Source organism: Haliscomenobacter sp. (genome assembly GCF_965225875.1).
In the GTDB taxonomy this organism is placed as follows: Bacteria; Bacteroidota; Bacteroidia; order Chitinophagales; family Saprospiraceae; genus Haliscomenobacter.
In genome coordinates this window covers 401,722-426,410 of sequence record NZ_CBDDBS010000003.1, presented here as the reverse complement: position 1 = coordinate 426,410, position 24,689 = coordinate 401,722, and the positions used below count along the sequence as shown (strand labels likewise).

At 47.7% G+C, this 24,689-nt stretch carries 22 protein-coding genes; 13 read left to right on the top strand and 9 right to left on the bottom strand.

The window, feature by feature from the left end; all coding sequences use genetic code 11:
• Positions 1–5 precede the first annotated feature (5 nt).
• The 4 genes from ACO08K_RS22290 to ACO08K_RS22275 form a co-directional block, all read right to left on the bottom strand.
• Complete coding sequence (locus ACO08K_RS22290; protein WP_421798682.1) at positions 6–539, bottom strand: protocatechuate 3,4-dioxygenase subunit alpha; 534 nt, start codon at positions 537–539, stop codon at positions 6–8.
• Positions 540–541: 2 nt separating this feature from the next.
• Positions 542–1,237 carry a protocatechuate 3,4-dioxygenase subunit beta gene (pcaH, locus tag ACO08K_RS22285; protein ID WP_421798681.1) on the bottom strand — a complete coding sequence of 232 codons (696 nt, stop codon included), beginning with the start codon at positions 1,235–1,237 and terminating at the stop codon, positions 542–544.
• A 70-nt stretch (positions 1,238–1,307) separates the two neighbouring features.
• Positions 1,308–2,468: a 3-oxoadipate enol-lactonase gene (pcaD, locus tag ACO08K_RS22280; protein ID WP_421798680.1), complete on the bottom strand. Its 1,161-nt coding sequence runs from the start codon at positions 2,466–2,468 to the stop codon at positions 1,308–1,310.
• Positions 2,469–2,482: 14 nt separating this feature from the next.
• Positions 2,483–3,661: a 4-hydroxybenzoate 3-monooxygenase gene (locus ACO08K_RS22275; protein WP_421798679.1), complete on the bottom strand. Its 1,179-nt coding sequence runs from the start codon at positions 3,659–3,661 to the stop codon at positions 2,483–2,485.
• A 163-nt stretch (positions 3,662–3,824) separates the two neighbouring features.
• Between ACO08K_RS22275 and ACO08K_RS22270 the strand changes: the two genes are divergently transcribed.
• Positions 3,825–4,694 (top strand): helix-turn-helix domain-containing protein, encoded by an 870-nt coding sequence (locus tag ACO08K_RS22270; RefSeq protein ID WP_421798678.1) that lies wholly within the window; start codon positions 3,825–3,827, stop codon positions 4,692–4,694.
• A 6-nt stretch (positions 4,695–4,700) separates the two neighbouring features.
• On the opposite strand, the gene ACO08K_RS22265 is transcribed toward ACO08K_RS22270, so the two are convergent.
• From ACO08K_RS22265 to ACO08K_RS22250, 4 genes are all read right to left on the bottom strand, one after another.
• Positions 4,701–5,807: a hypothetical protein gene (locus ACO08K_RS22265; protein ID WP_421798677.1), complete on the bottom strand. Its 1,107-nt coding sequence runs from the start codon at positions 5,805–5,807 to the stop codon at positions 4,701–4,703.
• A gap of 6 nt (positions 5,808–5,813) precedes the next feature.
• A complete protein-coding gene (locus tag ACO08K_RS22260) occupies positions 5,814–6,575 on the bottom strand; it encodes a hypothetical protein (RefSeq protein WP_421798676.1) in 762 nt (253 codons plus the stop codon).
• A gap of 148 nt (positions 6,576–6,723) precedes the next feature.
• The gene (locus ACO08K_RS22255; RefSeq protein ID WP_421798675.1) at positions 6,724–7,782 is read right to left on the bottom strand and encodes an alpha/beta hydrolase; all 1,059 of its coding nucleotides are present in this window, start codon (positions 7,780–7,782) and stop codon (positions 6,724–6,726) included.
• Positions 7,783–7,903: 121 nt separating this feature from the next.
• The gene (locus tag ACO08K_RS22250; protein ID WP_421798674.1) at positions 7,904–8,419 is read right to left on the bottom strand and encodes a hypothetical protein; all 516 of its coding nucleotides are present in this window, start codon (positions 8,417–8,419) and stop codon (positions 7,904–7,906) included.
• A gap of 162 nt (positions 8,420–8,581) precedes the next feature.
• Between ACO08K_RS22250 and ACO08K_RS22245 the strand changes: the two genes are divergently transcribed.
• The 11 genes from ACO08K_RS22245 to ACO08K_RS22195 all read left to right on the top strand — a co-directional run bounded on the left by ACO08K_RS22245 (position 8,582) and on the right by ACO08K_RS22195 (position 22,374).
• Positions 8,582–9,622 carry an NAD(P)H-dependent glycerol-3-phosphate dehydrogenase gene (locus ACO08K_RS22245; RefSeq protein WP_421798673.1) on the top strand — a complete coding sequence of 347 codons (1,041 nt, stop codon included), beginning with the start codon at positions 8,582–8,584 and terminating at the stop codon, positions 9,620–9,622.
• Positions 9,623–9,689: 67 nt separating this feature from the next.
• Positions 9,690–12,239, top strand: a complete 2,550-nt coding sequence (locus ACO08K_RS22240) for a YfhO family protein (RefSeq protein WP_421798672.1) — start codon at positions 9,690–9,692, stop codon at positions 12,237–12,239.
• A 256-nt stretch (positions 12,240–12,495) separates the two neighbouring features.
• Positions 12,496–14,526 carry a BatA domain-containing protein gene (locus ACO08K_RS22235; RefSeq protein WP_421798671.1) on the top strand — a complete coding sequence of 677 codons (2,031 nt, stop codon included), beginning with the start codon at positions 12,496–12,498 and terminating at the stop codon, positions 14,524–14,526.
• 8 nt (positions 14,527–14,534) lie between these two features.
• Entirely contained in the window at positions 14,535–15,806 is a 1,272-nt protein-coding gene (locus tag ACO08K_RS22230; protein ID WP_421798670.1) for a dihydroorotase, read from the top strand.
• A 10-nt stretch (positions 15,807–15,816) separates the two neighbouring features.
• A complete protein-coding gene (locus ACO08K_RS22225; RefSeq protein ID WP_421798669.1) occupies positions 15,817–16,383 on the top strand; it encodes a DUF4199 domain-containing protein in 567 nt (188 codons plus the stop codon).
• Positions 16,384–16,475: 92 nt separating this feature from the next.
• Positions 16,476–16,985 (top strand): DUF4199 domain-containing protein, encoded by a 510-nt coding sequence (locus ACO08K_RS22220; RefSeq protein ID WP_421798668.1) that lies wholly within the window; start codon positions 16,476–16,478, stop codon positions 16,983–16,985.
• Between the two features lie 24 nt (positions 16,986–17,009).
• A complete protein-coding gene (locus tag ACO08K_RS22215) occupies positions 17,010–17,981 on the top strand; it encodes a glycosyltransferase family 2 protein (RefSeq protein WP_421798667.1) in 972 nt (323 codons plus the stop codon).
• A 14-nt stretch (positions 17,982–17,995) separates the two neighbouring features.
• Positions 17,996–19,033 (top strand): NAD-dependent epimerase/dehydratase family protein, encoded by a 1,038-nt coding sequence (locus tag ACO08K_RS22210; protein ID WP_421798666.1) that lies wholly within the window; start codon positions 17,996–17,998, stop codon positions 19,031–19,033.
• Between the two features lie 114 nt (positions 19,034–19,147).
• Entirely contained in the window at positions 19,148–20,416 is a 1,269-nt protein-coding gene (locus tag ACO08K_RS22205; RefSeq protein WP_421798665.1) for a glycosyltransferase, read from the top strand.
• Complete coding sequence (locus tag ACO08K_RS22200; RefSeq protein WP_421798664.1) at positions 20,417–21,010, top strand: D-sedoheptulose-7-phosphate isomerase; 594 nt, start codon at positions 20,417–20,419, stop codon at positions 21,008–21,010.
• A gap of 2 nt (positions 21,011–21,012) precedes the next feature.
• Positions 21,013–22,374 (top strand): methyltransferase RsmF C-terminal domain-like protein, encoded by a 1,362-nt coding sequence (locus ACO08K_RS22195; RefSeq protein WP_421798663.1) that lies wholly within the window; start codon positions 21,013–21,015, stop codon positions 22,372–22,374.
• 15 nt (positions 22,375–22,389) lie between these two features.
• On the opposite strand, the gene ACO08K_RS22190 is transcribed toward ACO08K_RS22195, so the two are convergent.
• Entirely contained in the window at positions 22,390–23,391 is a 1,002-nt protein-coding gene (locus ACO08K_RS22190) for a S1 family peptidase (RefSeq protein ID WP_421798662.1), read from the bottom strand.
• 174 nt (positions 23,392–23,565) lie between these two features.
• Between ACO08K_RS22190 and ACO08K_RS22185 the strand changes: the two genes are divergently transcribed.
• The gene (locus tag ACO08K_RS22185; protein WP_421798661.1) at positions 23,566–24,675 is read left to right on the top strand and encodes a 5-methyltetrahydropteroyltriglutamate--homocysteine S-methyltransferase; all 1,110 of its coding nucleotides are present in this window, start codon (positions 23,566–23,568) and stop codon (positions 24,673–24,675) included.
• Positions 24,676–24,689: the final 14 nt, after the last annotated feature.

The following is a 24,689-nucleotide window of genomic DNA, read 5'->3' as shown; positions in this document are numbered from 1 at the left end:
CACTACTACACATCAAAAAAGACTGTTTCTGCCTCGCCTTGCATGTGTACATCAAAATGGTATTCAGTACGTCCGTTGACGATTTGCTTCTGCGCAATGAGCGTATCACGGCGTTCTGCAGGCACGCTATTCAACACGGTATCCTGGGCATTTGTTGCCGCTTCATCCGAGAAGTAAATGCGGGTATAGGCATGCACCAGTAGGCCCCGCATCAGTACAATCACTGCCAGATGTGGTGCTTGATCATCCACACTTTGAGGTTTTATCGTCTCAAAGTGGAAGCGATTTTTGGGATCAGTACCCGTTCCTATGCGGCCAAAGGCTTTGATATCGGGTTGCCACACTTCGATCATAGCGTCTGGAATGACCTCATTTTTTCCATCAAATACCCGACCTACGATGTGAATCCGATCACCCGGTACATCATCAGCGACTAGCACATCATTGGCTATCTGGTCAAAATCATAGCCGTATTGTGCGGCAGTAAGGCCATAGGCGAAGTAGGGCCCTACGGTTTGAGAAGGTGTTTGTAAGGCCATGGTTATTTGTTTTCAAAGGGTGTTTCATTGTGACCGCGCAGCACAATGTCGAATTGATACCCGAGGGCAAAATCAGGCTCAGTCAAATCCAGCATAAACTTGGAAATCAGCAGTTCCCGACTTTTTTCCGGCACCCCCAGATAAATTGGGTCGTATTGCAAAAGGGGATCACCGGGAAAATACATCTGAGTTACCAGGCGATTGGTGATGTTGCGCCCAAACAAGGAAAAGTGGATGTGATTGGGCCGCCAGGCATTGGGGTGATTGCCCCAGGGATAAGCACCGGGCTTGATGGTGTAAAACTTGTAGTAGCCTTCATCGTCGGTCAAACAACGCCCGCCGCCCAGAAAATTGGGGTCAATAGGGGCAGCATGTTGGTCTACTTTGTGGATGTAGCGCCCGGCAGCGTTGGCTTGCCAAACCTCTACCAGGGTATTGCGCACGGGTTGCCCCAGTTCATCAATGACCCGCCCGGCTACAACGATACGTTCGCCGAGTGGTTCCGCATTTTTGATCCCGTTTTTGGTGAGGTCGTTGTCCAGCGCACCGATGCTATCCATGCCAAACACAGGACCTCCTAGTTCAGAAAGGGTATGTTTGATCGGGATCAAGGGCTTGCTTGGTGCCCGCAGCACCGTGGATTTGTAACCTGGAGATAAATATGGCGGATGAACGCTCCAATCTCGTTTGTTTTCCATAACTATTTCATTTGCATTTATGGGGCAACCACATAGGGTTGCCCCTACGGATTTCCCATGAATGTATAATTTACAAAATTTTGTCCCCAAAAACACCTTTGGCGATTCTGATGGCGGTATTGCTGACGGGCACGCCAGCATATACAGCGATGTGTAACAAAGTTTCTTTGATGTCTTCCAAAGTTGCTCCCGTATTGGTCGTGGCCCGAAAATGCATGGCCAGTTCTTCTTCATGCCCCAAGGTCGCCAGTACAGCAATGGTGAGCATGCTCCGCTCCCGTTTGCTCAGACCCGGGCGTGACCAAATGGCACCCCAAGCGTTGTTGGTGATGTACTCCTGAAAATCGCGGTCAAAGGCCGTTTTGTTGGCTTCGGCACGATCAACGTGGGCATCGCCCAGGACAGCGCGACGGGTCAGCATGCCTTTTTCGTACAAGGATTTGACTTCGCTGTAGATCACAAAATCCAGGATGACAGTGGCCATCCGCTGCGGAGATTCTACGCAGGGGATATGTCCTGCTTCTGGAATGAGTACAAAATCGGCACCGGGAATAGCCTGAGCCATACTTTCTACCAGGGCTGGCGGGGTTGAACCATCCGCTCCGCCCCCAATACAAAGACAGGGAAGTTCAATCTTGGGAATGTCCTGAGTCAGGTCATTGTCGCGGATTGCTATGCAAGCCATTAGATATCCTTCCAGCGGCGAATGAATCAACATGCTGCGACAGCCGTACAATTCCGCAGGTCTTTCCTGGTGAAATGCCTCCGAAAACCAGACCTTCATCACCATGTCGGCAATGCTGACAATGCCTTCTTGTTGCACTTTTTCGATGCGGGTATTCCAGGATTCCTGGGTGCCAATTTTGGGTGCGGTATTGCTCAGGATCAGCTTTTCAAAACGTTCAGGGTGATGTACCCCGAGGTATTGGCCGATGACCCCGCCGATGGATAAGCCGATGTAAACCGCTTTTTCAATTTGCAGCGCATCCATCAGGGCCAGGGTGAGCTCGGCGTAGTCTTTGATTTGGAAATCGCGATCGGGCAGGCCGGAAAGTCCATGCCCCGGTTTGTCAAAACGCAGGATATTGCCGTAAGGCTTGAGTTCTTCCACTACTTTGTCCCAAATCCGGAAATCGGTGCCCAGGGAGTTGACAAATACAAAGGTGCGAGCCTGTTGCTGGTCTTGGTGCTTGTAGTGAATGGGAATGTTGTTGAGGGTGATCCATTGCATAGGTTGATGGTATTTTAAACATGCTTTAGGCCTACATAATTCTCGGCAATCGTGGTGGCTTGCGCCTTCGAAATGCCGATGTAGTCAAATTTAGCCTTTTGTAGCAGGTTTTCAAAAGAACCATGTTCGGCTTGTTTGTGGAAGAGATAGGTCATGAAGTTGGAGAAGTCCTGAGCACGCCAGATTCTTCGCAAGCAGTTGCTGGAATATTGCTCTAATAAATCAGTCTGACCGGTTTCAAAAAAATGGATCAAGGCATCCGCCAGCCAGCGAATATCTGCCACGGCCAGGTTCAAACCCTTCCCGCCTGTGGGAGGCACAATATGCGCTGCATCACCCGCCAAAAAAAGCCGCCCGTGTTGCATGTTGTCGATCATAAAGCTGCGCATGGGGGTGATGGATTTTTCAAAAATCGGGCCGCGTTCCAGGCTCCAACCCTCCGTACCCAGGCGGATCGACAATTCTTCCCAGATGCGCTCATCCGACCAATCTTCAATTTTATCCTCGTTGTCGACCTGAATGTACAAACGGCTTACTGAAGAAGAGCGCAAACTGTGCAGCGCAAAACCCCGCTCGTGATAAGCGTAAATCAATTCATCGGAGGAAGGAGCAACATTTGCCAAAATGCCCAGCCAACTAAAAGGATATTCGATGCGGAATTCGCGGTAGGAATCAGCGGGCATGGTTTTGCGCGAGAGGCCGTGGAAACCGTCACAACCCGCCACAAAATCACAAGACAAGGTATGAGTTGACCCATTTTGGCTAAAATGAATGGTAGCTTGCTCGCTTTCAATGCCTTCAATCAGGGTCGCATCGGCTTCAAAAAGAATGTCAATGCCCCGACTGAGTGCAGTGGCGATCAGGTCTTTAACCACTTCTTGCTGGCCATAAATCGTAATTCCACGGCCTCCGGTCAATTCATCAAAAGGCACCCGGATGCGTTGGCCATTAAACGACAGGATAACACCATGGTGTTCCAGGCCTTCCAAATTCAGGCGATCGGCAGCACCCAAGTCCCTCAAGAGATCTACCGTGTTTTGCTCCAACAAACCAGCCCGGACGCGGTTTTCCACGTAGCCGCGGCTGCGGTTTTCCAAAATGACACAAGGAATGCCGCTGCGTTGCAGCAAGAGGGCAAGGGTAAGGCCAGCAGGCCCGGCGCCGATGATGCCGATTCGGGTGTGGTGATGCATGTGATGTAGGCGTTAACTAGAAGCTATTTCAAAACCCCAATGGTAACCGAAATGAGGAGTTTTTTGAAATAGTTTTCAACTACAAAATTAATGCTTCGCTTACAATGGAGAAGTGCTCTATATTTGTGCTTTTGAGCCATTTTTTTGTACAAATCAAACATGAATGCCAACACAAAAGCAACTCTATGGCTTGTACGGCGAACAACGTGATTTCGCCTTGCCCAATTTTATGCATTGTGAAACCATTGAATACCGCAGCAAAAAGTATGATTGGCGCATCGATATGCATCGCCACGCACATTTATTCCAGGTGTTTTTGTTTGAGAGTGGATTTGTACAATTGCAACTTCAAAATCAATTGGTAGAGCTTCGGGAGGCTTGTCTTTTGATTTTACCCGAAAACACCCTCCATGGTTTTGTTTTGAGTTCGGATGTGCAAGGAATGGTGCTGACCCTTTCACAAGATTTTATCGAAACCATTTTTTACAAGTCCCCACAAATTCCGCTGGCACTCAATCAAGTATTGGTCTTGCAGGCAGAGGCAGACGCTGATCGATTCAAACACATCACCCAACTCATTCAGCAATTGTACACCGAGTTGGTCCACGAATTGCCAGAAAAAAAACTGGTACTGCAAAGTTACCTAACCCTCTTATTGACAGAGGTTTTTCGCATGTATAGCTCTAGTGCGGGTCCAAAAGAGGCCAATGGCTCACGTAGTGCCGATTATTACAATGCCTTTCGGCAAAACATCCGCCAATCCCGCTCGCCTCAAAAATCCATTCAGGAATACGCCCGGGACTTGCGAATCACGGATGTGCACCTCAACCGGATTTGTAAACAAGTAGCTGGGCAAACGGCTTCGCAAGTGGTCCAACAGTTTTTTGTACTGGAGGCTGAGAAACATTTGTTGCATACTGAGTATAGCATTTCAGAGATTGCGTATTCGCTGAATTACAAGGATCCGGCGTATTTTTCGCGGGTGTTTAAGGCCGTAACGGGGAAGTCTCCGAAAGCGTTTCGGCGGGGGTGATTGCTATCATTGTTTAACTTCCCCCTTTTTTGCAAAAAGCAATAAAAAAGCATTGCAAATCAACCAATAGCCCAATACCAGAACAGGATAAATCACCCACACTAAAAACGTATACCCATGAAAACGGCTAGCTTCCGGGCCAATCAGCTGATCAATTAGTTCAAACGAATAGAGATAGCATAGGATTCCAAGGAAGGGCACAATAATGCTTCCCAGCAGCAAATGCCTATTCATACGCTGTCCAGGGTTCACTCTTTTATGACGAATCAACCAAAACAAGTGTAAAATCATTAAAAGCAACCCAAGAAACAGGCTCAAACAATCAGGAGTAAGCTGAATCAAGATTTTGGCCAATACATTGCTAATTTCTGGCGTGTAGGAAATCTGCAAATAGTCTAAAGGTAACTTGTCAAATGACCAATAGGCGATGGCATCCATCCTACCACGTTGAGGCTTGCCAAGATTGCTCTGCAATACCTTTGAAAAACCCGAAGCATCTAGCGCTATGGTTAATGTCCCAAATGAATTCCAATATTTCGCAGGCATAAGTGCATAAGGCAAGCTGTATACTTTTACCCAAGCGGAACGGTCGACCCATGTGCTGGCGATGTATTCGACCTGAATTTGGTGAACACCTTTGCGAAGTGATGTTTCAAAATATTTTAAATCGCGAAGTTGATAAAGTGATCCACTCTGTTCATCCCAGTGAATGATTGTTGTTGCAGCTTCACCATGAGAAATACGATCAGGGAAAGCCTGACTAAATTGAAAAAATGGAGATCCTTGACTAAAATCATATTTTGCTGGTACATCTTGCACATTTACATGCTGCCCATCAACCCTTACTTTGAAATCGCCGCTGTATTGCTGTGCCAAAAAAAGGAGTGGAATTTGCCGACCATCTGCTTTACATTGAATACGGTAGTCAACTTTGAAGCTGGCTGTTTTAAAATCAGGGCTCACCTTAATGTGGATAGTTTCAGATAAGATATCGATGTCCCGGCTCGAAAAAGCACTGCCACTACTGGTGCCTTTAGTGATAGGCGAGGCCATATTGGCAAAACATATCTGGGCATTTAAGAGTAATATGGTCAAGATTATTTGACGTACCATTGGTTGTTATTTTCTTTCCAATGCCTCAAAATACTTACCATTAAACCGATATCGTGTAAAAAGTTCCGTAACCGCCCCATTCTTCGCAATCATAGGTATAGAAATTATTTTCTTCTGCTCATCGTATTTGATCAACTTTAGTGGCCGTTCGGGGTGCTCAACTACGCTGAAAAAATCGAACTCAAAGGAAATACTGGTACTCATTTTTCCTTTGGTATTGAATAACTCCACGGGCTGAAGTTGATTTTGTACGATGGAAAATGCCTCGATGGATTGCCCCGCATCAGCAGTAGAAAAAATCCCATGGCTGACGGCGAGGTAATAAGTTTTTTGCGGCGTTTTTAACGTGTATATTTCTGAAAAAAAGCCCATGCCACCAATTTCCTCCAAAAAAATAGTCTCTCCCGATTGAAACTGGGCAATGCTTTTGAAGATATGGGCAGTTCCGCCCAACCAGGTATCCCAACTGTAGATGCGCAATAAACCATCTGCGGCCGTGGTGATGAAGCAATGCTCTTTTAGTTGGGTAAAGGGATGTTTGAAGGTCGCCGGATATTTTTCGAGGTAGGCGCTTATTTTTTGATCAAAACGCTGGAAATAATATTGTACGGAGTCATAATCTATTCTAAAAAAGGAAGAAATGGGAGCAAATGCTTCCACCAGGTCTTTTTCAATGGCGTCCAAATTTTGGGAGAAAACGGGAGTAATGAGGAAAACAAAAGCCAGAGTCTTGACAACTGACCAAAAACGGAGGACCAGCTTATTCATGGTATTCTCATTAGGTTTTAGGTGCAAATCTTCTGAAGTGTTTCTTTAGTGCCTCAGGTTTCTAAGGTGGTTCAAATAAACTCTTGCGCGCAAGCGCGAAGAGGATGTTTCTCACCACCTTAGAAACCTGAGACACTAAAGGGACACCTTAGGGCAACCAAACCTCTAACTCCTTAATCTTCTTCCCATCCGCCCAGGTCCCCAAAGATTTTTGCTGGAGGGTATTCCCGAACACAAATTCACAGTTTTCCCCCGCCCGCACACAATCGATCAAAGCATCACCCCATTTCCAAAAGCCATAATAATCCACCGCATTGGTTTGTCCAACGAGGTAGCTGCGGTAAATGGTTGGATTGCGGATGCCATTATCGAACGATACATCCAGACTGTAACAGGCATTGTGGTGCGCCTTCACTCCTGGAGTCCCGTATTCATCGGCATATAGTTTTAAGAAGTTGCGCTTAGGTGTATTGACAGCCGTATTAAAGATAGTACGTTGAAACTTTTCCTTCACGACCTGGTCATCATTGCTATTGACAATGAGCAGTTTGGTATCAGCAGGCATCTTGCTGTAATCGTCCAGTTTGGCACCATTCATCGGGCCAGTACCAGGGGCACAAAGCAGGAGGCCCTTTGGTTGCGGGATGCCGTATTGTTTGTACTTCACGGCCAGATAGGCAGCCGTAGCAGCGCCATAGGAATGTCCCAGCATAATCAGGGGGCCATCAAGAGGTCGAACATGGTCGCCAGTTTTGAGGGCTTTTAGCGCATCACGTATGCCTTTGGCGGCATTGGCCGGGAATTGTTCGGTGGGAGTTAGCCACATGTCCCGTTGAAACCGAGGATAAATGACGATATTGCCTTTGCGCACCAGATGTTTGATCCAGCCACCATAGGCCATTGGATTCAAAGCCCCATAACCGTGCATGAATACAATGACACGGGCAGAATCCGGCTTGGGGCTGGCGGGTTCAAACAGCCAGTAACCATCTGTCTCACTGGCTGAGTCCTGCATGATGACTTCTGCGTACAGGTAGTTGGCACCACCAGGACCATCGGCAGGTTGGCTGGGAGAAGCAGGACCATCTGTCTTGCGGGTAGACAAACCAAACAGGCCGGCCACCAGCACACTGCTCAACATCAAGCGCTGCGTCCAGGGCCCCATTTTAGGCACTTCGAAATTATATCTATGTAGTCGCCAATTCATTTACCCTTGTTTTCTCATTCTGCAACGTTTACAATTGAATTTTTGTTTTTAGACTATTCCAGGAAATGGTTGGTAACGAATGGAATGAATAAAATTTGAAGAAAAATAATACAGGTAACAACTAGTCTTCCCACCAAATAATATTACTGAATTGATTGTGATAAATCTCCGGGAACTTTTTGATCTTTTGAAAAACCAGCTCAAAATCAATCCTAGTATCTTCAGTAACACAATTTCCGAGATCATTCATTTGCCGGATTGTCACCCCATACTTACCATTTTCCATTTCAATGAATAATGAACTAAGGTAAGGTTCAGGCAACTGCACAGTTTCAAACTGGGCGGCCATGGTAAGGGTTTCATAATTGCACAAATACAAACGTTTGTTGCTTACCTCTATGACTCCCCTAATTTCCCGAAAAGGAATTTCATCCGATTTTTCATCAACTAAATTTATTTGCCAGGTTCCTCCGCTTGGTGTTGTAGTCCAAATCAAGATTCGATTTAAGCTCATTTGTTGTAAGAAATGTTTTTTCAACAAATCAAAATCCCAGTTTTTAGCAACAAATGAATCGTATTGATCAAGATTAGCGATTGCATTAAATCCATAGCCGTCTAATAGCCTTAATGTTTTCATACTATGTAGTGAATTTTCACCTTTTGCCTGGTTATTTTTCCATTAGTTGTCAGATTCATTCCACAAAGAAAACTTTTTTCCACCCACCCTCAAACTCCCCCACTCTTTTTTGCATCAATCCAACCATTACACTTACTTTTACGGCAAATTGAAAAAGAGCGGATGCCAGATTTTCAGCAGACAGTTGGGGTAATTGGTGCGGGTACCTTTGGAACCGCCATAGCCAATCTCTTATCCCGTCGGGTAGATGTATTGTTGTTCAGTAGAAATCCAGAAACGGTTGAACGCATCAACCGCGAGCGTTCGAATTTTGGCCTCAAGCTGTCGCCGCGCATCAATGCCATCAATAATGTTCAGGAACTTGCTGAAAAATGCACCCTGATTTTTCCGGTTGTCCCCTCTGATGGTTTTCGCAGCACCATGCAACGCATCGGGCCACATTTGCGCCCTTACCATATCCTCATCCACGGCACCAAAGGTTTTGACATTCAAGGCATCACTCCCGAACAAATGGATGAAGGGCTGCTGGAACCTCAGCATGTGAGCACCATGAGCCAGGTGATTACCCAGGAAACCGTGGTGCGCCGGGTCGGCTGCCTATCCGGGCCCAACCTGGCTACCGAAATTCTGGAAGGCCAGCCCACTGCCACCGTAATTGGGAGCGTATACGAAGAAGTCATTGAGCTGGGTAAAAAAGTGCTTTCTTCCGATGCTTTCCACGTTTTTGGCAACAACGACATCCTCGGGGCTGAATTGGCCGGGGCTTTGAAAAATGTGATCGCCATTGGTTCAGGTATCCTGCGCGGGCGGGGTTTGGGCAAAAACCTGCAGGCCATGCTCATCACCCGCGGGCTGATGGAAATGGTACGATTTGGCCAGGCAATGGGCACGACCAACTCCGCATTTTACGGCACCGCGGGCATCGGCGACCTGGTGGCTACCGCTACCAGCAAAAGCAGCCGGAACTATACCTTTGGATTTCGGCTCGGCCAGGGGGAAAAAATGCAGGATATTCAGGCCACAATGCCCGAATTGGCGGAAGGTGTTCGTACCCTGAAAATTACCTGGCATTTGGCAAATTATTATAAATTGCGCCTGCCCATCACACAGATGTTGTACAACATCGTTTTTGAGGGGTACAATATCGATAAAGCAATCAAATATTTGATCACCTATCCATACGATGTAGATGTGGATTTTTGAGCCAATTAATGGACTTTATGAACTGAAGGTCTTATTGCTCATTGGCCAGTTTTAAATTAACATTTTCATGAACCACCTGATTAAACAACTCATTCCTCACCTGATCGCCATCGCCATTTTCGCCGGTGTATCGGCCTTTTATTTTGCGCCGCAACTCTCTGGTAAAGTTATGAACCAGAGTGACATCACCCAGGTTACGGCCATGATGAAAGAAATGAACGACTACAAAGTCAAAGAAGGTCGGATGCCCTTGTGGACCAACAACATGTTTGGCGGGATGCCCACTTACCAGATCGCCAGCGTACGCGATGGCAACCAAACGGGTTTGTATGACAACTTGCTGCAATTGTATATTCCCCGGCCCATTGGCCGTTTTATTTCAGCGATGTTGGCCTTTTACATATTGATGGTGGTTTTGGGGGTTAACCGTTGGGTGGGCGTCATTGGGGCCATTGCTTTTGGTCTGACCACCAACAACCTGGTGCTTTTTGAAGCCGGACACACCTCAAAATTGGGGGCCATCGCCTACATGCCGTTGCTGGCAGCAGGTTTATTGCTGGCCTTTCGAGATAAAAAATACCTGGCCGGGGCCTTGCTTTTTGGCATAGGTTCGGCCTTGCAGCTGTGGGTGAACCACGTGCAAATGACCTATTACCTGATTCTGACTATGCTGGCCTTTGGCGTAGCTCAATTGGTCGATTCCATTCGTAAGGGTGAAATTGTACACTTTGCCAAGGCTGCTTTCTTCATTATTGTATCGGGTTTGATCGGTGTCGGTACGGGGGCTTCGAACCTGCTTACTACGCTGGAATACAAGGAATCCACCATGCGGGGCAAAAAAATTCAGGCACCTGTACCTGGAACTCCTGAAGCTCAAAACCCGGTATCAGAAGGTTTAGGATTTGATTACGCTACGCAATGGAGCAATACCACCATCGACTTGCTAGCCACCCTCATTCCCCGAGCAGCGGGAGGTAGTAATGCCGAGCCAATTGGAGCTGATTCAAAAACGATGACTTCCTTATTGGCTCGGGGTTATCAAGGTCCAACCGATATAGAATTACCGATGTACTGGGGTGGTCTGCCCTTCACCAGTGGCCCAGGATACTTGGGCGCGATTGCTTTGTTTCTGTTCGCATTTGGCTTATTGACCGTTAAGGGGCCAGTAAAATGGTGGCTGGGTTTTGGCGTCATTTTTACCATGATCCTCTCTCTGGGCAAACACGATGGCGGGCTTAATAAATTCCTGTTTGACAACCTTCCATTGTTTAATTCCTTCCGGGCGCCAAGCTCGGTTCTGAGTGTGACCGCATTTTTGGTTCCTATGCTAGGCTTTTTAGCATTGGGTCAGATGCTGAAATCTGATGAAGAACCTAAAAAATTATTGACTAAATTGTGGATCGCCGCTGGTCTGACGGGTGGCTTATCTTTGATTTTCGCCTTGATTGGCAGTAGCTTTTTTAGCTTTAGTGGCGCAAATGACGCGCAGTTGGCAAGCAGTGGTTTGGTAGCAGCAGATATCGTAGCTGACCGCAAAGCTTTATTCAGTGGCGATGCCTGGCGCAGTTTTCTCCTGATCGCCCTTTGTGCGGGTCTGATTTGGGCCTTGGTGACCAAAAAAATCAGCAGTACCATCGCCATTGCGGGAATTGGTATCCTGACCATTTTTGACGTATGGGGTGTGGGCCGCCGCTACGTGAGTCCAAAAAGTTTTGTTTCCAAAACGGATTACCAGAACAACTTCCAGCCTCGCCCGGTCGACCTCGAAATCATCAACAAGGAAAAAGACCTGTACTACCGCGTACATGAAATCAAGCCCGATGCATTCCAGTGGGCGATGACTTCGTATTTCCACAAAACCATCGGTGGTTACAACCCTGCCAAAATGCAACGCTTCAACGATGTAATCGAGCGTTTTCTGGCGCAGGGTGATAAAAAGGTATTGGACATGCTCAATACCAAATATTACATTTTCACCCCGGAAGGGCAACAAACGCCAATGTCCCAGATCAACCCTGGAGCATTGGGCAATGCCTGGTTTGTAGATACCCTCCTGATCGCAGAATCGAACAACATTGAGTTGGCTGCCCTGAGTGCATTCTCGCCGGACTCACAGGCCATTGTACACCAAGAGTTCAATGCCTACATCAAAAATTTTGATCCTAAGGTGGGCGGTAGCATCAAGTTGACCAGCTACCATCCTGAAAAACTCAAGTACCAGAGTGATAGCCCTAGCGAGCAGTTTGCAGTATTTTCCGAGATTTGGTACGGCCCCAACAAGGGCTGGAATGCCTACATCGATGGCAAAGCTGCTGAACACATTCGTGTCAACTATATTTTGCGAGGTATGCGGATTCCTGCGGGCAAACACGAAATAGAATTCCGTTTTGAACCTGCCTCATTTGCCAAGGGTAAGGCCATTTCCACTGCTTCGTCACTAACACTTCTCGTAGGGGTCTTGGGGATTGTAGGAACAGGATTATGGAAATTCCTGAAGAACCCACCCGCTGAAGAACCCAAGCCAGAACCCAAGCCGCAGCAACCGAAACCAATTACTCCAGCTGCGCCCCGGCCAACGGCAAGCGATAGAAGAGACCCGAAGAAACGGAAGCGGTAGGCGTCTTTTTTGATTAGGGTTTGTCTTTGGACATTGTGCTAAAGCCTCAGAACCCCCGACCCCTAAAGGGGAGTACATTCTACGTTAATCCTTAATGCTATCTTTTTGAAAATAGGAATTAGCATCTTAAGTTTACCGAAAACGTACTCCCCTTTAGGGGTCGGGGGTTCTGAGACGAACGTAATGTTTAGAAGGAAACCCGCCCCACACAACCTTCCATCCAACACCAACGTTAATTGGTAAATCGATCCTGACCATGCAGTTTTTATACCCGACGTTTTTATGGGCACTTGCCACCCTCGCCATCCCGGTCATTTTGCACCTATTTTATTTTCGGCGTTTCAAAAAAGTGTACTTCACCAATGTGCGCTTTTTGAGAGAGGTGAAGGATGAAACCAGCATGCGATCCAAACTGCGCAACTTTTTGGTCTTGGCAGCGCGTTTGTTGGCCTTGTTGTTTTTGGTATTTGCTTTTGCCCAGCCCTTTATTCCCCAAAAAACGGCAGTAAAGAAAGGCATCAAAGCGGTCAGTGTGTATATCGACAACTCCTTCAGTATGAGTGCTTCCAGCCAGGATGTGCCCCTACTGGAAAAAGCAAAACAACGGGCGCGGGAAATCGTTACTGCTCATGGACCAGAGGATCGCTTCCAAATCCTGAGCAATGAGTTCAGTGGCCGGCAGCAGCGGCTGGTGAACAAGGAAGATGCTCTGGCGATGATTGATGAAATTGCACTGGGCCCTGAGGTACAATTGATGTCCAAAGTATTGGCCAGGCAAAAACAGGCCCTTTCATTGGCCAAATCAGATAACGAGGTTTCCTACATCATTTCCGATTTTCAGCGCAGTGTAATGGACCTGACCACCTATCAGGATACCCTTTTGCCCCTTAATTTTATTCCATTGCAATCCGTTCAGGAAAAAAACCTGAGCATTGATAGTGTTTGGTTTGAAGCGCCGGTACGGATGGCCAATCAAACCACCCCTCTTTTTGTCAAAATCCACAACCACAGCACTACCCCGGTGGAAAATGCCCGGGTTTCACTCAAATACGCCAATGAAATCAAACCTTTGGGCTCGCTCAGCATCGGAGCTGGAGCAGATCGGGTAGACACCGTAAACATTACCATTTCCGGTACGGGTTGGCAACGGGCAGAGGTAACCCTGACCGACTATCCGATTCAGTTTGATGACCAGTACTTCTTTAGCTTTTTTGTAGCGGATGAAATCAAGGTCTTGGCCATCAATGAAGCAACGCCCAATCGCTACCTACAAGCGGCTATCAATGGATTGCCCTATTTCAAACTCAGCGATGTAAACAACCAAAACCTGGATTATTCCAAATTTGTCGATTATCAGCTGATTGTATTGAACGACCTAAGCAACATCTCTTCAGGGATGGCTGCAGAATTAAAAACATACATTGAAAATGGGGGCAACGTTTTGGTTTTCCCAGGGCGCAATGCTAACCTGGGGACTTATGCTGCCTTTTTGCAAAGTTTCCCGGCCAATACGCCTCAAAGTTTTGAACAAGTCAACAGAAATGTAGGCGAGGTCAATCAAGGTGAATTCATCTTCAAAGACGTTTTCCTCAACCGCAGTGCGAATCTGCGCCTACCCGCCACCCAGGGCAATTTCACCTTTGGTCGTTTCAATTCCCGTGCCGAAGAGCAACTCCTGTCCTACCGGGATGGCAGTCCTTATTTGTCCAAATACAAGCAGGGCAAAGGAAACTTGTACGTGTGTGCGGCGCCACTGGCCCAGGAATTCAACAACCTGGTCAACAGTGGTGAGGTATTTATCCCGATGTTGTACAAAATGGCGATTTCGGCAGGCACCGACCAACGCATCGCCTACATCATTGGCCGGGATGAATTGCTGGAAGCCGACCACCAGGCCAACAGTGCCGAGATCGTATACAAAATGAAAGGGGAAGCCGGAGAGTTTATTCCACAACAACGGGCAGTGGGCGCCAAGGTGTTTTTAACCATGAACAACCAGATCAAAAAATCCGGCTTTTATGACCTTTTCCTCAACCCTGGCCAGGTCAACCACAGTTACGCATTCAATTACAACCGCCGCGAGTCGGCCCTGCAATATTTTAGCCCCGAAGAACTCAGCGCCAAAGTTGGCGAAAATGTCAATGTGATTGCTGCACTCGATACGGCAGTTTTGACTGCCCAGATTGAAGAGAACAACCAGGGCACCGTATTATGGCGTTGGTGCATCATTTTGACTTTGCTTTTTTTGGGGATTGAGATACTTTTGCTGAGATTTTGGAAAGTATAAATTTAGCAATGAATTTTTTAATCCGCAAAGCCACCGTAATCGACAGCAACTCCCCTTATCACGGCAAGGTTGTTGATCTATTTATTGAAGGTGATAAAATTACTTCCATTGGCACCGATCTCAAGCGCAATGCCGATCAGGTTATTCAAATGGAAGGAGCTCAGGTGTCGCCAGGTTGGGTGGATATCGGAGTCCAGGTGGGCGACCCCGGGTACGAACACCGGGAAGACCTGCGCTCGGTTAGTGCTGCAGCTGCTGCTGGGGGATTCACCACCATCGCTGCTCAGCCCAATACTCTACCCGCAGTAGACGGGAAAACCGAAGTGGCCTACCTCAAACAATTCAGTCGGGGCAAATTGGTAGATATACTTCCCATCGGAGCCATTACCAGCAAATGCCAGGGCAAGGACATCACCGAGATGATCGATATGCACCACGCTGGAGCCATCGCTTTTTCGGATGGCAACCATGCCGTAGCCGACAACGGTATGATTTTGCGGGCACTGGAATACGTCAAGGCTTTTAACGGTATCGTCATCAATCAACCTTTGGACCGTACGCTGGCTTTTGAAGGGCAAATGCATGAGGGCGTTGTCAGCACTTCTCTCGGGATGAAGGGTATCCCTAACCTGGCCGAAGACTTGATGGTGCAGCGCGACATTTACCTGGCGCAATACGCCGATTCCCGTTTGCACCTCGCCAATTTATCCTCACAGTTCGCGGTGGATCTGGTGCGTCAAGCCAAAGCCAAGGGCCTCAAGATTAGTTGTTCAGTAGCTGCGCTGAACCTTGCTTACGACGATCGCTCCCTAGTGGAATTTGACAGCAATTTCAAAGTGCTTCCCCCCTTGCGAAGCGGTGAAGATATCGAAGCCCTCAAACAGGGTCTCAAAGATGGAACCATTGACCTAATCGGTTCCAACCACATTCCACTAGAAGAAGAAGCCAAAAAACTGGAGTTTCCATATGCCGATTTTGGGGCCATTGGCCTCGAAACGACTTATGCCTTAATCAATACACATTTAGAGGGTGTCCTTTCCCAAATTGAGTTGGTCGAAAAACTTGCGGCCAATCCCCGCAGAATCTTCAACTTGGAGGAAATTACGGTGCGTGAGGGGGCAAAAGCCAACTTAACGGTGTTTCATCCTCATCACCAATGGACTTTCGGGCCAACGCACATTCGCTCCAAGTCCAGTAACTCTCCCCTGATGGGCGTGCAGTTGAAAGGTAAAGTGATCGGGGTAGTCAACAACGGATCGGCATTCATTAACCCTTATTAAAATTTCGCACATGGAAACTCTTGATTCAACTGTACCAAAAGGAAACCCCAATGCTTCCTATTGGCCTTATGTCATTCGCTGGGGTGTGATCATCGGCGTCATTGGTGCTGTACTTACAATGTTGATGTATGTAGGCGGCAATGGCCTTAGCCCTATGGTCTGGTCTTTTTCGCTGATGGGAATCGGTTTGGTTAGCCTCATTCTTAGTGGTGTCCTGGCTACTCGGGGAGTTCGGGCTTATCGCGAAACTGAATTGGGAGGCCTCATCCCTTTTGGTAAAGCTTTTGTGGTTGCATTTTTGATTTTAGTGATTAGCTCCTTGATTAGCAGTTTGTTCAATTTGTTGTACATCACGGTGATTGATCCTGATTTTGCCAACAACATGGTATCCCGGATGTCCGATTGGTTTGCCGAAGTAGGTATGGACGAAGCCCAGATTGAAGCTCAAACCGAACAAATGAGAAAGGGTTTTTCCCTCAACCGCCAATTGCTCAATTTAGCATTTGCCCCACTTGGTGCAGCCGTACTTGGTTTGATTGCCGCTGCTGCGGCAAAACGCAACCCACCAATGGAATAATTTCAGCATTTCCATTTTTGGTGACCCTTGATGGAACAGTATTGATTAAGTTTGCAGCATGATTCAGTCAACATGCAAACTTTGCCAAAACCATGATAAAATTCGGTAGTGTAGCAGGAGCCGCAGTTGTGCTGTGGCTCCTGCTGTTTTATTTTATGGACAAAAAACTCTACTTCTACCCAGGAGTGCAGTGGGGTGTATTGCCTATATATGCCTTGGCCATGTACCTGGCTTGTCGCAGCGAAGCGCGCCAAACTACAGATTTATACGCCTGGCAACCGGCATTGCGTACTGCATTTGGTACTTTTGTCGTTACCCACCTGATTGCCCACGTATTTTACTTCGTACTTTTGAAGTTTATTGATCCCGGAATGATAAATTTGCAAGCCGAAGTCCTCAGTGAGGGCCTCGAACGCAGCAAAAACCTTCTGGGTGAAGAAAATGCCTGGAAAATGAAAGACCAGTACAAAGCCGAAGATTTTATCCCCACTTTCCAAAAGTCCGCTTTTGCCTTTGCTTTTGGCTTGATTGGTGGGTTCATTATGGCTTTGGCCGTCGCCTGGTCAACCTATGGAAAATCGGGATTCAGTAAAGACAAATAATCCCTTGAATACTCAAGCATCGTCATGAACATTTCTCTAGTTATCCCTTTGCTCAACGAAGAAGAATCATTGCCAGAACTGGAAGCCTGGATCCGGCGGGTGATGGATGCCAATGGCTACAGTTACGAAGTCATCCTGGTAGACGATGGCAGTACCGATGGGTCTTGGAATGTCATTGAGCAATTGCGTGCCCAAAACCCCAACATCAAAGGCATCAAATTTCGGCGCAATTACGGCAAATCTGCTGGCTTGCACTCTGGTTTCCAGGCAGCCAATGGCGACGTGGTCATCACTATGGATGCCGATTTGCAGGATAGCCCGGATGAAATTCCCGAGCTGTACAACCTTATTGCCAATGAAGGTTATGACCTGATTTCGGGCTGGAAAAAAAAGCGGCACGACCCCATTTCCAAAACTGTCCCATCCAAGTTTTACAACTGGGTCGTACGGAAAGTAAGCAAAATCAACCTACACGACTTCAACTGCGGCCTCAAAGCCTATAAAAACGAAGTGGTCAAAAATGTGGAAGTATATGGTGACATGCACCGCTTTATTCCACTTTTGGCCAAATGGGCGGGGTTCAAAAAAATTGGGGAAAAGGTGGTGGAGCACCGCGCACGTAAGTATGGATACTCCAAATTTGGTTGGACCCGTTTGTTCACTGGGTTTCTCGATCTGCTTTCAGTGGTGTTCGTGGGGCGTTACGGCAAAAAGCCGATGCAGTTCTTTGGCACCTCGGGACTTATCGTATTTATGTTGGGCTTTGTATCGGTGGCTTTCATTGGGTTTTCTAAGTTGTACGACGTCGTCAACAACGTCAAACGCGCCCCCCTAATCGCTGAAAATCCCTGGTTTTTCTTTGCACTCACTTGCATGATTATCGGCACCCAGCTTTTTTTGGCGGGTTTTGTAGCCGAACTGGTGAGCCGCAGTGCCCCTCATCGCAATAACTACATCGTTGAAAAAGTGCTCGGAGCACTTGAAATCGAACAATAATACAAAAAGTGCAAATGCAAAAAGTACATTTGGTAAGTGGCGGCTGTGGTTTTGTAGGCCGCAACATGGTCAAAAGACTCTTCAACAAAACCCAGGATAAAGTCATTTTCATCGACGACCTCTCGGTAGGTACCCACCCTTCCACTTGGTTGGCTGCTCCGCAAGGACGCAGCATTGGCAATGCCACTTTTTTTGGTGCTGATGAACGTTTGTTGTTCATTCAAGATGATTTTCGCAATGTCTTGCGTGGATTGCACGATGCGCCCAGTTTTTTTGCACCCTTCGGATGGCAGGTAGAAAAACTCAGCGATGTATTCCATTTTGCTGCCATTGTAGGTGGCCGCGCCAAAATAGACGGGGACCCGATGATGGTCGCGCTGGATTTGTCCATCGATGCCGAGTTCTTTTACTGGATTTGCCGCCACAAACCTGAGCGGGTGCTGTACCCTAGCTCCAGCGCCGCTTACCCAGTTGATTTGCAAACGGAAAGCGACGCCATCGCCCTGAGCGAATCAGACATCAACTTCGACCGCATGGGCAAACCGGACATGACCTACGGTTGGAGCAAATTGACCGGGGAATACCTGGCCCAAATCACGGCTCAATATTATGGAGTAAAAGTGACCTGTATCCGCCCCTTCAGTGGTTATGGTGAAGACCAGGACCTCTCCTACCCCATTCCCGCCATTGCGGCCCGGGCTGCCCGTAAGGAAGACCCCTTCGAAGTATGGGGCAGTGGCAATCAAGGTCGCGACTTTGTACACATCGACGATGTACTGGATTGTGTGGAAGTAGCGATGGGGAAAATTCATGACGGTACGGCCATCAACATCGGGATGGGTCGCCTGAGTAGTTTCCGGGAGATCATTGAAGTCTTTTGCAGTTTTGCCGGGTATAAACCGACCATCAAACCACTTCTGGATAAACCGGTTGGAGTTCATTCCCGTTATTGCAATATGGACTTTGTGAAGGAAACCCTGGGCTGGGAAGCGAAAATCAGTTTGGAGGAAGGACTGCGTCGGGTGTATGATGAGGCGATAAAGAAACTTTGAGCAGCTTCGCTGCTTTTATGATCACCATCTAAGACATCTAAGGGACATCTAAGGGGCCTTTCCCTTCTAAGATGTCCCTTAGATGTCTTAGATGGTTCAATTAAGTTTAAGAACATGAAAATAGTTTGTTTCGGTCCTGGCCCAAAATTCAAAGGAGGTATTTCCAATTACAATACCTCCCTGGCCCGTGCTTTGGATAAAATCCCGGGCACCGAAGTCCACATCGTGTCCTGGACCCAGCAATACCCGGCCATCATCCCCCGCGAGTTTGTAGACAAGTCCAGCCAAATGGATTTGTTGGAAGGCAGCAACATCAAGGTCAAATACATCACCAACTACAACAATCCGGTAAGTTGGTACGAAACTTACCGCTACATCCTGAGTTTAAAACCCGACAAGGTGGTATTTCAGTGGGCCATCGCCATTCAAGGGCTGCCCATTGGGCGGATTGTGAGTTGGTTGCGGCAGCATCCCGAGATCGAAGTCATCCTTGACCTCCACTTTGTCATCCAGAAGGAGAACAGCAGCATCGATAAATTTTTCACCAAAATGGGGATTGGTAAAGCCAAAACCTATATCGTGCATGCCCTAAAAACCTTTAACGAACTCAAAACCCTCTACCCAAATCGTCCCTTTGAATTGAGTTACGAGGGGCAGCGCAGCACCGATAAAACAGTGCAAACCGTACTCAAACTATACCACCCCATTTACGATTTGTTTCAGCCCAAAGCGGATTTTGATGTAGAAGCCTTCAAAAAAGAGCACGGCCTGCGCAAGCACGTGTTCCTTTTTTTTGGCTTCATCCGCAAATACAAGGGCTTGCACCATGTGATTCCCGCTTTCCAAAAAGTAGCTGCCCAGCGCGACGATGTTTCCCTACTCATTTGTGGAGAATCCTTTTGGCAAACCCTGGACAATACCAAGTGGAGCACCAAGATCAAAAACACCCTGTTTGGTTTGGCTAAAAAAATCGTTTTGCGCCAAAGCGACGACGAGAGGCAGTACAACCCACTGGCTTTGATCGACGAGTTGAACCTGCGCGATCGCGTAGCAGTGTTCAATACCTTCATCCCCAACGAAGACGTCCACAAATACTTCCAGGTAGCCGATTGTGTCGTGCTGTTTTACGAATACGCAACCCCATCGGGAATCGAATCTCTAAGTTATAACTTTGCCTTACCCCTGGTTGCTACCAAAGTGGGCCATTTCCCCGAAACCATCCAGGAAGGCTTCAGTGGTTACCTGGCTGAAGCTGGTGACATAGATTCCATGGCGGTACAAATGTTGCGCTTCTTAGACGAGCCAATCCCAAGGGAAAACATTCGGGAGAAGACCAAGGAACTGAGTTGGGACAATTACGCTAAAGTGATAATGCACGCATAGATGAACATCCACCCGCTGCTCCAAACCCGCATTGCCTCTCACTTGTACACGGTCACCCTGCTACACGAGCAGGAAGACCTGTTGGAGCGTGCCCATCAAATGGCGAGTACCCTTTTGGAAGCCTTTAAAACTGGACATAAAGTACTGTTTTGTGGCAATGGTGGCAGTGCAGCGGATGCTCAACACCTGGCTGCAGAGCTGTCCGGGCGATATTATTTCGACCGGCCACCCTTGTACGCCGAAGCCCTACACGTCAACACTTCTTATCTGACGGCGGTGGGCAACGATTATGGCTACGAGGAGATTTACGCCCGGATGTTGCGCGCAATGGGCAGTAACGGGGATATTTTGGTGGCCATGTCCACCTCAGGAAATTCCCCGAACGTACTTAAAGCCATCGAAGCAGCCCGAGAGCAATCCATGACTGTCATCGGAATGACCGGAATGGAGGGAGGAAAAATGGCCAATTTGTGCGATATCCTCATCAACATTCCATCCAAGGACACCCCACGTATCCAGGAATGTCATATGCTGATCGGGCACATCGTGTGTGAGATCGTAGAGAGTGAATTATTTGCCCAATCAAAACGCTAAGCATGCCCAATCCGGTTTTACCCAGCGCTTTTTCTGACCAAATGTTGCAGCAATTGGGTGATACCGATTACGAGGCATTCCTACAAGCGCTTTCCTCTCCCACTCCAGTCAGCATTCGTCGTAACCCTTTGAAGTTAAAAAATTGGTCAGAAAATTCAGACGGAGTAAAATGGAATAACGAAGGAATTTACCTTGCTGAGCGACCTGTTTTTACACTTGATCCACGCTTGCATGGTGGAGCATATTACGTGCAGGAAGCTTCTTCGATGTTGTTATCGGCAGTATTGCCCCAGGTCATTGATGTAAATCAGCCTTTAAAAGTATTGGATTTGGCCGCTGCGCCAGGAGGAAAAAGTACACTTTTAGCTGCCACCATATCGCCCGATAGTTTGTTGATCAGCAATGAGGTCATCAAGTCCCGCTACCAAATCCTGCGAGAAAACCTGTGCAAATGGGGCTACCTCAATGTGTTGTGTGCCAATCAGGACAGCCGGGAATTCGCCCCCCTGCAAGGCCAATTTGACCTGGTTTTGCTCGATGCACCCTGCTCTGGCGAAGGTTTGTTCCGCAAAGACCCCAATGCTGTGAACGAGTGGTCGCCCGAACACGTGCAACATTGCTCAGCGCGCCAACGGCGCATCCTGGCCGAAGCCAGTCCCTTGCTCAAACCGGGTGGGATCCTCATCTATTGCACCTGTACCTACAATGAGTTCGAAAACGCTTTGAACATAGCCTGGTCCCAAGATAACCTCGAATTGAGCCCAATCCCCCTGTCTTTTCCAGCCGAATGGGGTGTTCAGGCTCGCGATTTTGGCTACCAATGTTATCCCCACCGCGTGCAAGGAGAAGGTTTTTTCATTGCGGCCATGCGCCAGGAAAAGCATTACCCGGTGCTTAAATCGACTCCAACGAAGGGATTTTGGAAAAATGCGCCCCGCAAAAACGTGGACTTTTTACAAAAATGGGTCAAATCTGACGCTAAGCTGTTGGTTCTGGAAAGCCCCCATGGAGAATTAGCGGCCATTCCGCAGGCATGCGCTGATTTTTTCCAGGAGCTCAGTCCATACATACGGCGTTGGGACCCTGTCCTGGAATTAGGGGCATTAAAACACCAGGATTTTATCCCTGCTCCGGCTTTGGCTTTGAGCACAGTCATTCATCCCGATTTACCTAATACCAGTCTTGATCTGCCCACTGCCTTAAAATACTTACGCAAAGAAGTTATCGAACTGCCTGATTCCCCTGATGGTTGGGGCCTCGTCAATTACGAAAACATCAACCTCGGCTGGGTCAAAAACATCAAAGGCCGGGTTAATAATTATTTTCCGAAGGAATGGAGGATAAGAATGGGTGGGAGTGTGTAGGGTGATGGTGTTACCTTATTTGATAACCGATTGAATCCAGCTGTAAGCCGTAGATACTCGGGTGAACACACTGATGTCTCCGTAATCACTTTTTTTGTGCCCGGGTACAGGATCCAGTGCCCCGCCAGATAGTACCCCTGCCAATTCCCATACACTCCCATTTTTCACAAACAAAGGCCCTCCGCTGTCACCTTCTACTGTGGCCCCTTCTAAATTCACCGCTCCGGCACTGCTGGTACCTGCGCCCAAAATACCTTCGTCTGCATTGACAATGTTATCCCCTAAAGCATTGATGGCGCCAAGAGGATCGTCAAAATCAAAAGCCAATAAACCTCCTGAATACACCGTGGTTTCATGAGTGGTCTTTAAGCCCTCCACCTTTCGATCCAGGATGTTTTCTATTGCGTGTTTTTTTGATTCCAGATTGGGGTTTTGCCCTGGCGCACCTGAATAATCACCAAATCCACAGAACCATATGGTTCCACCAATCGGCTCGGTACTGGTTGTATGAAGCTTAACCGGAGTAATCGTGTTTATAGGACTGGAGACTTTGACCAGGCACAAGTCGTTGGCGTGCTGAAAATCCTGATTGCCGTGCAACCAGGTTGGGTGAATCACGATCTGGGATACGGTGTAAGTCTGCGTTGGATTGTTGGGATCATCCCCGGTTTTTATGGTAATGCCCTTTGCCAGTGCTGGCTTTTTTTGTTCGCTGGCATCATAAAAATTGTGGGCAGCGGTAAGAATCCATTGGGGTGCAATCAAAGTACCAGAGGCGATGTACTCTGCTTTGGCGCTGCCATCCAAACTGTAACTGAAAGCAATCACCGCCTTAAAATTGGGCAAAGCTGGGTTGTTAGCTGCCGCAACAGCTTCATAATCAGCTAAATTTTTATCTTGCCGAATCCCAAATGCCACGCCAAAACCTTCTTCTTCAAAACTTTCGTCATCCTGGCAGGAATAAGTCAAAAATAGGGTGGCAAAAAGCAGATAAAAAAATGGATTTTTGATGTTCATGTTAAGGCGAATTAATAAAGTTACTGGAAATTCAAGTATGTTTCCATAAAAGTAATGGAACATTTGCAAATTAATTGGACAGTAAAAAAAATCTCCGTAAATTAGCAGGCAACCTGATATTAAAAACACCCATTAGGTTACCCAAAATCGCATCACCTACAAAAATCGCTCATCATGTCAACGCCTCCATTCCGTGCGGATCACGTGGGAAGTTTATTGAGAACCAGTGCAGTCAAAGAGAACCGCCAGCTCTGGAAAGAAGGAAAAATTTCTGCCGCTGAATTGCGCGCCATTGAGGATGCCGCCATCGCCGAAACAGTCAAAAGATTGGAAGCGACTGGCATCCAATCCATTACTGACGGTGAATTTCGGCGTGATTATTTCCACCTCGACTTCCTCAAGGAATTGGATGGGGTAACCGTTTCCGGGGGTATTGAAAGCAACCCCAACGCCAAGCCAGCGGAGGACCACTTCAAACCACCAGTCTTGACTGTTACTGGCAAACTCAAACACCAGCACGACATCCAGGTGGCCGATTTCAAATATCTCCAATCAGTCGTTACCCGTACGCCCAAAGTGACCATTCCTTCGCCTACCATGGTGCATTTCCGGGGTGGCCGCCAGTCTATCGACATCAATTCCTACCCTGATATGGATTTATTTTTCCATGATCTGGCAGCAGCTTATCGGGAGGAAATTGACCATCTTTACGCGGCTGGGTTGCGTTACCTACAACTCGATGATACCAACCTCGCCTACCTCTGCGATCCCAAAATGCGCGCTGCCGCTGCCGAACGGGGTGAAGATCCGAATGAGTTGCCTAAAACATATGCGGCCTTAATCAATGCGGTAATTGACAATCGGCCTGCTGACCTGCGGGTGGGCATCCACCTTTGCCGGGGCAATTACCGCAGCACCTGGTTTGCGGAGGGTGGTTACGAGCCGGTAGCGGAGGTGTTGTTCAACGAAATCAATGTAGACGGCTACTTCCTGGAGTACGACGATGAGCGCTCTGGTGATTTTGCGCCACTGCGTTTTGTGCCCAAAAATAAAATGGTGGTCTTGGGGATCGTATCTTCCAAAATTGCCCAATTGGAAAGCATGGATGACTTGTGCAAGCGCATCGATGAAGCTGCTCAGTATGCTCCACTGGAGAACTTATGTGTGAGCCCTCAATGTGGTTTTTCATCCACCCACCATGGCAACCAAATGACCCACGACGACCAGTGGCGCAAGTTGGAATTGGTGGTGAATACGGCCATTAAAGTTTGGGGGAATCCATAAACCACCTAAAATGT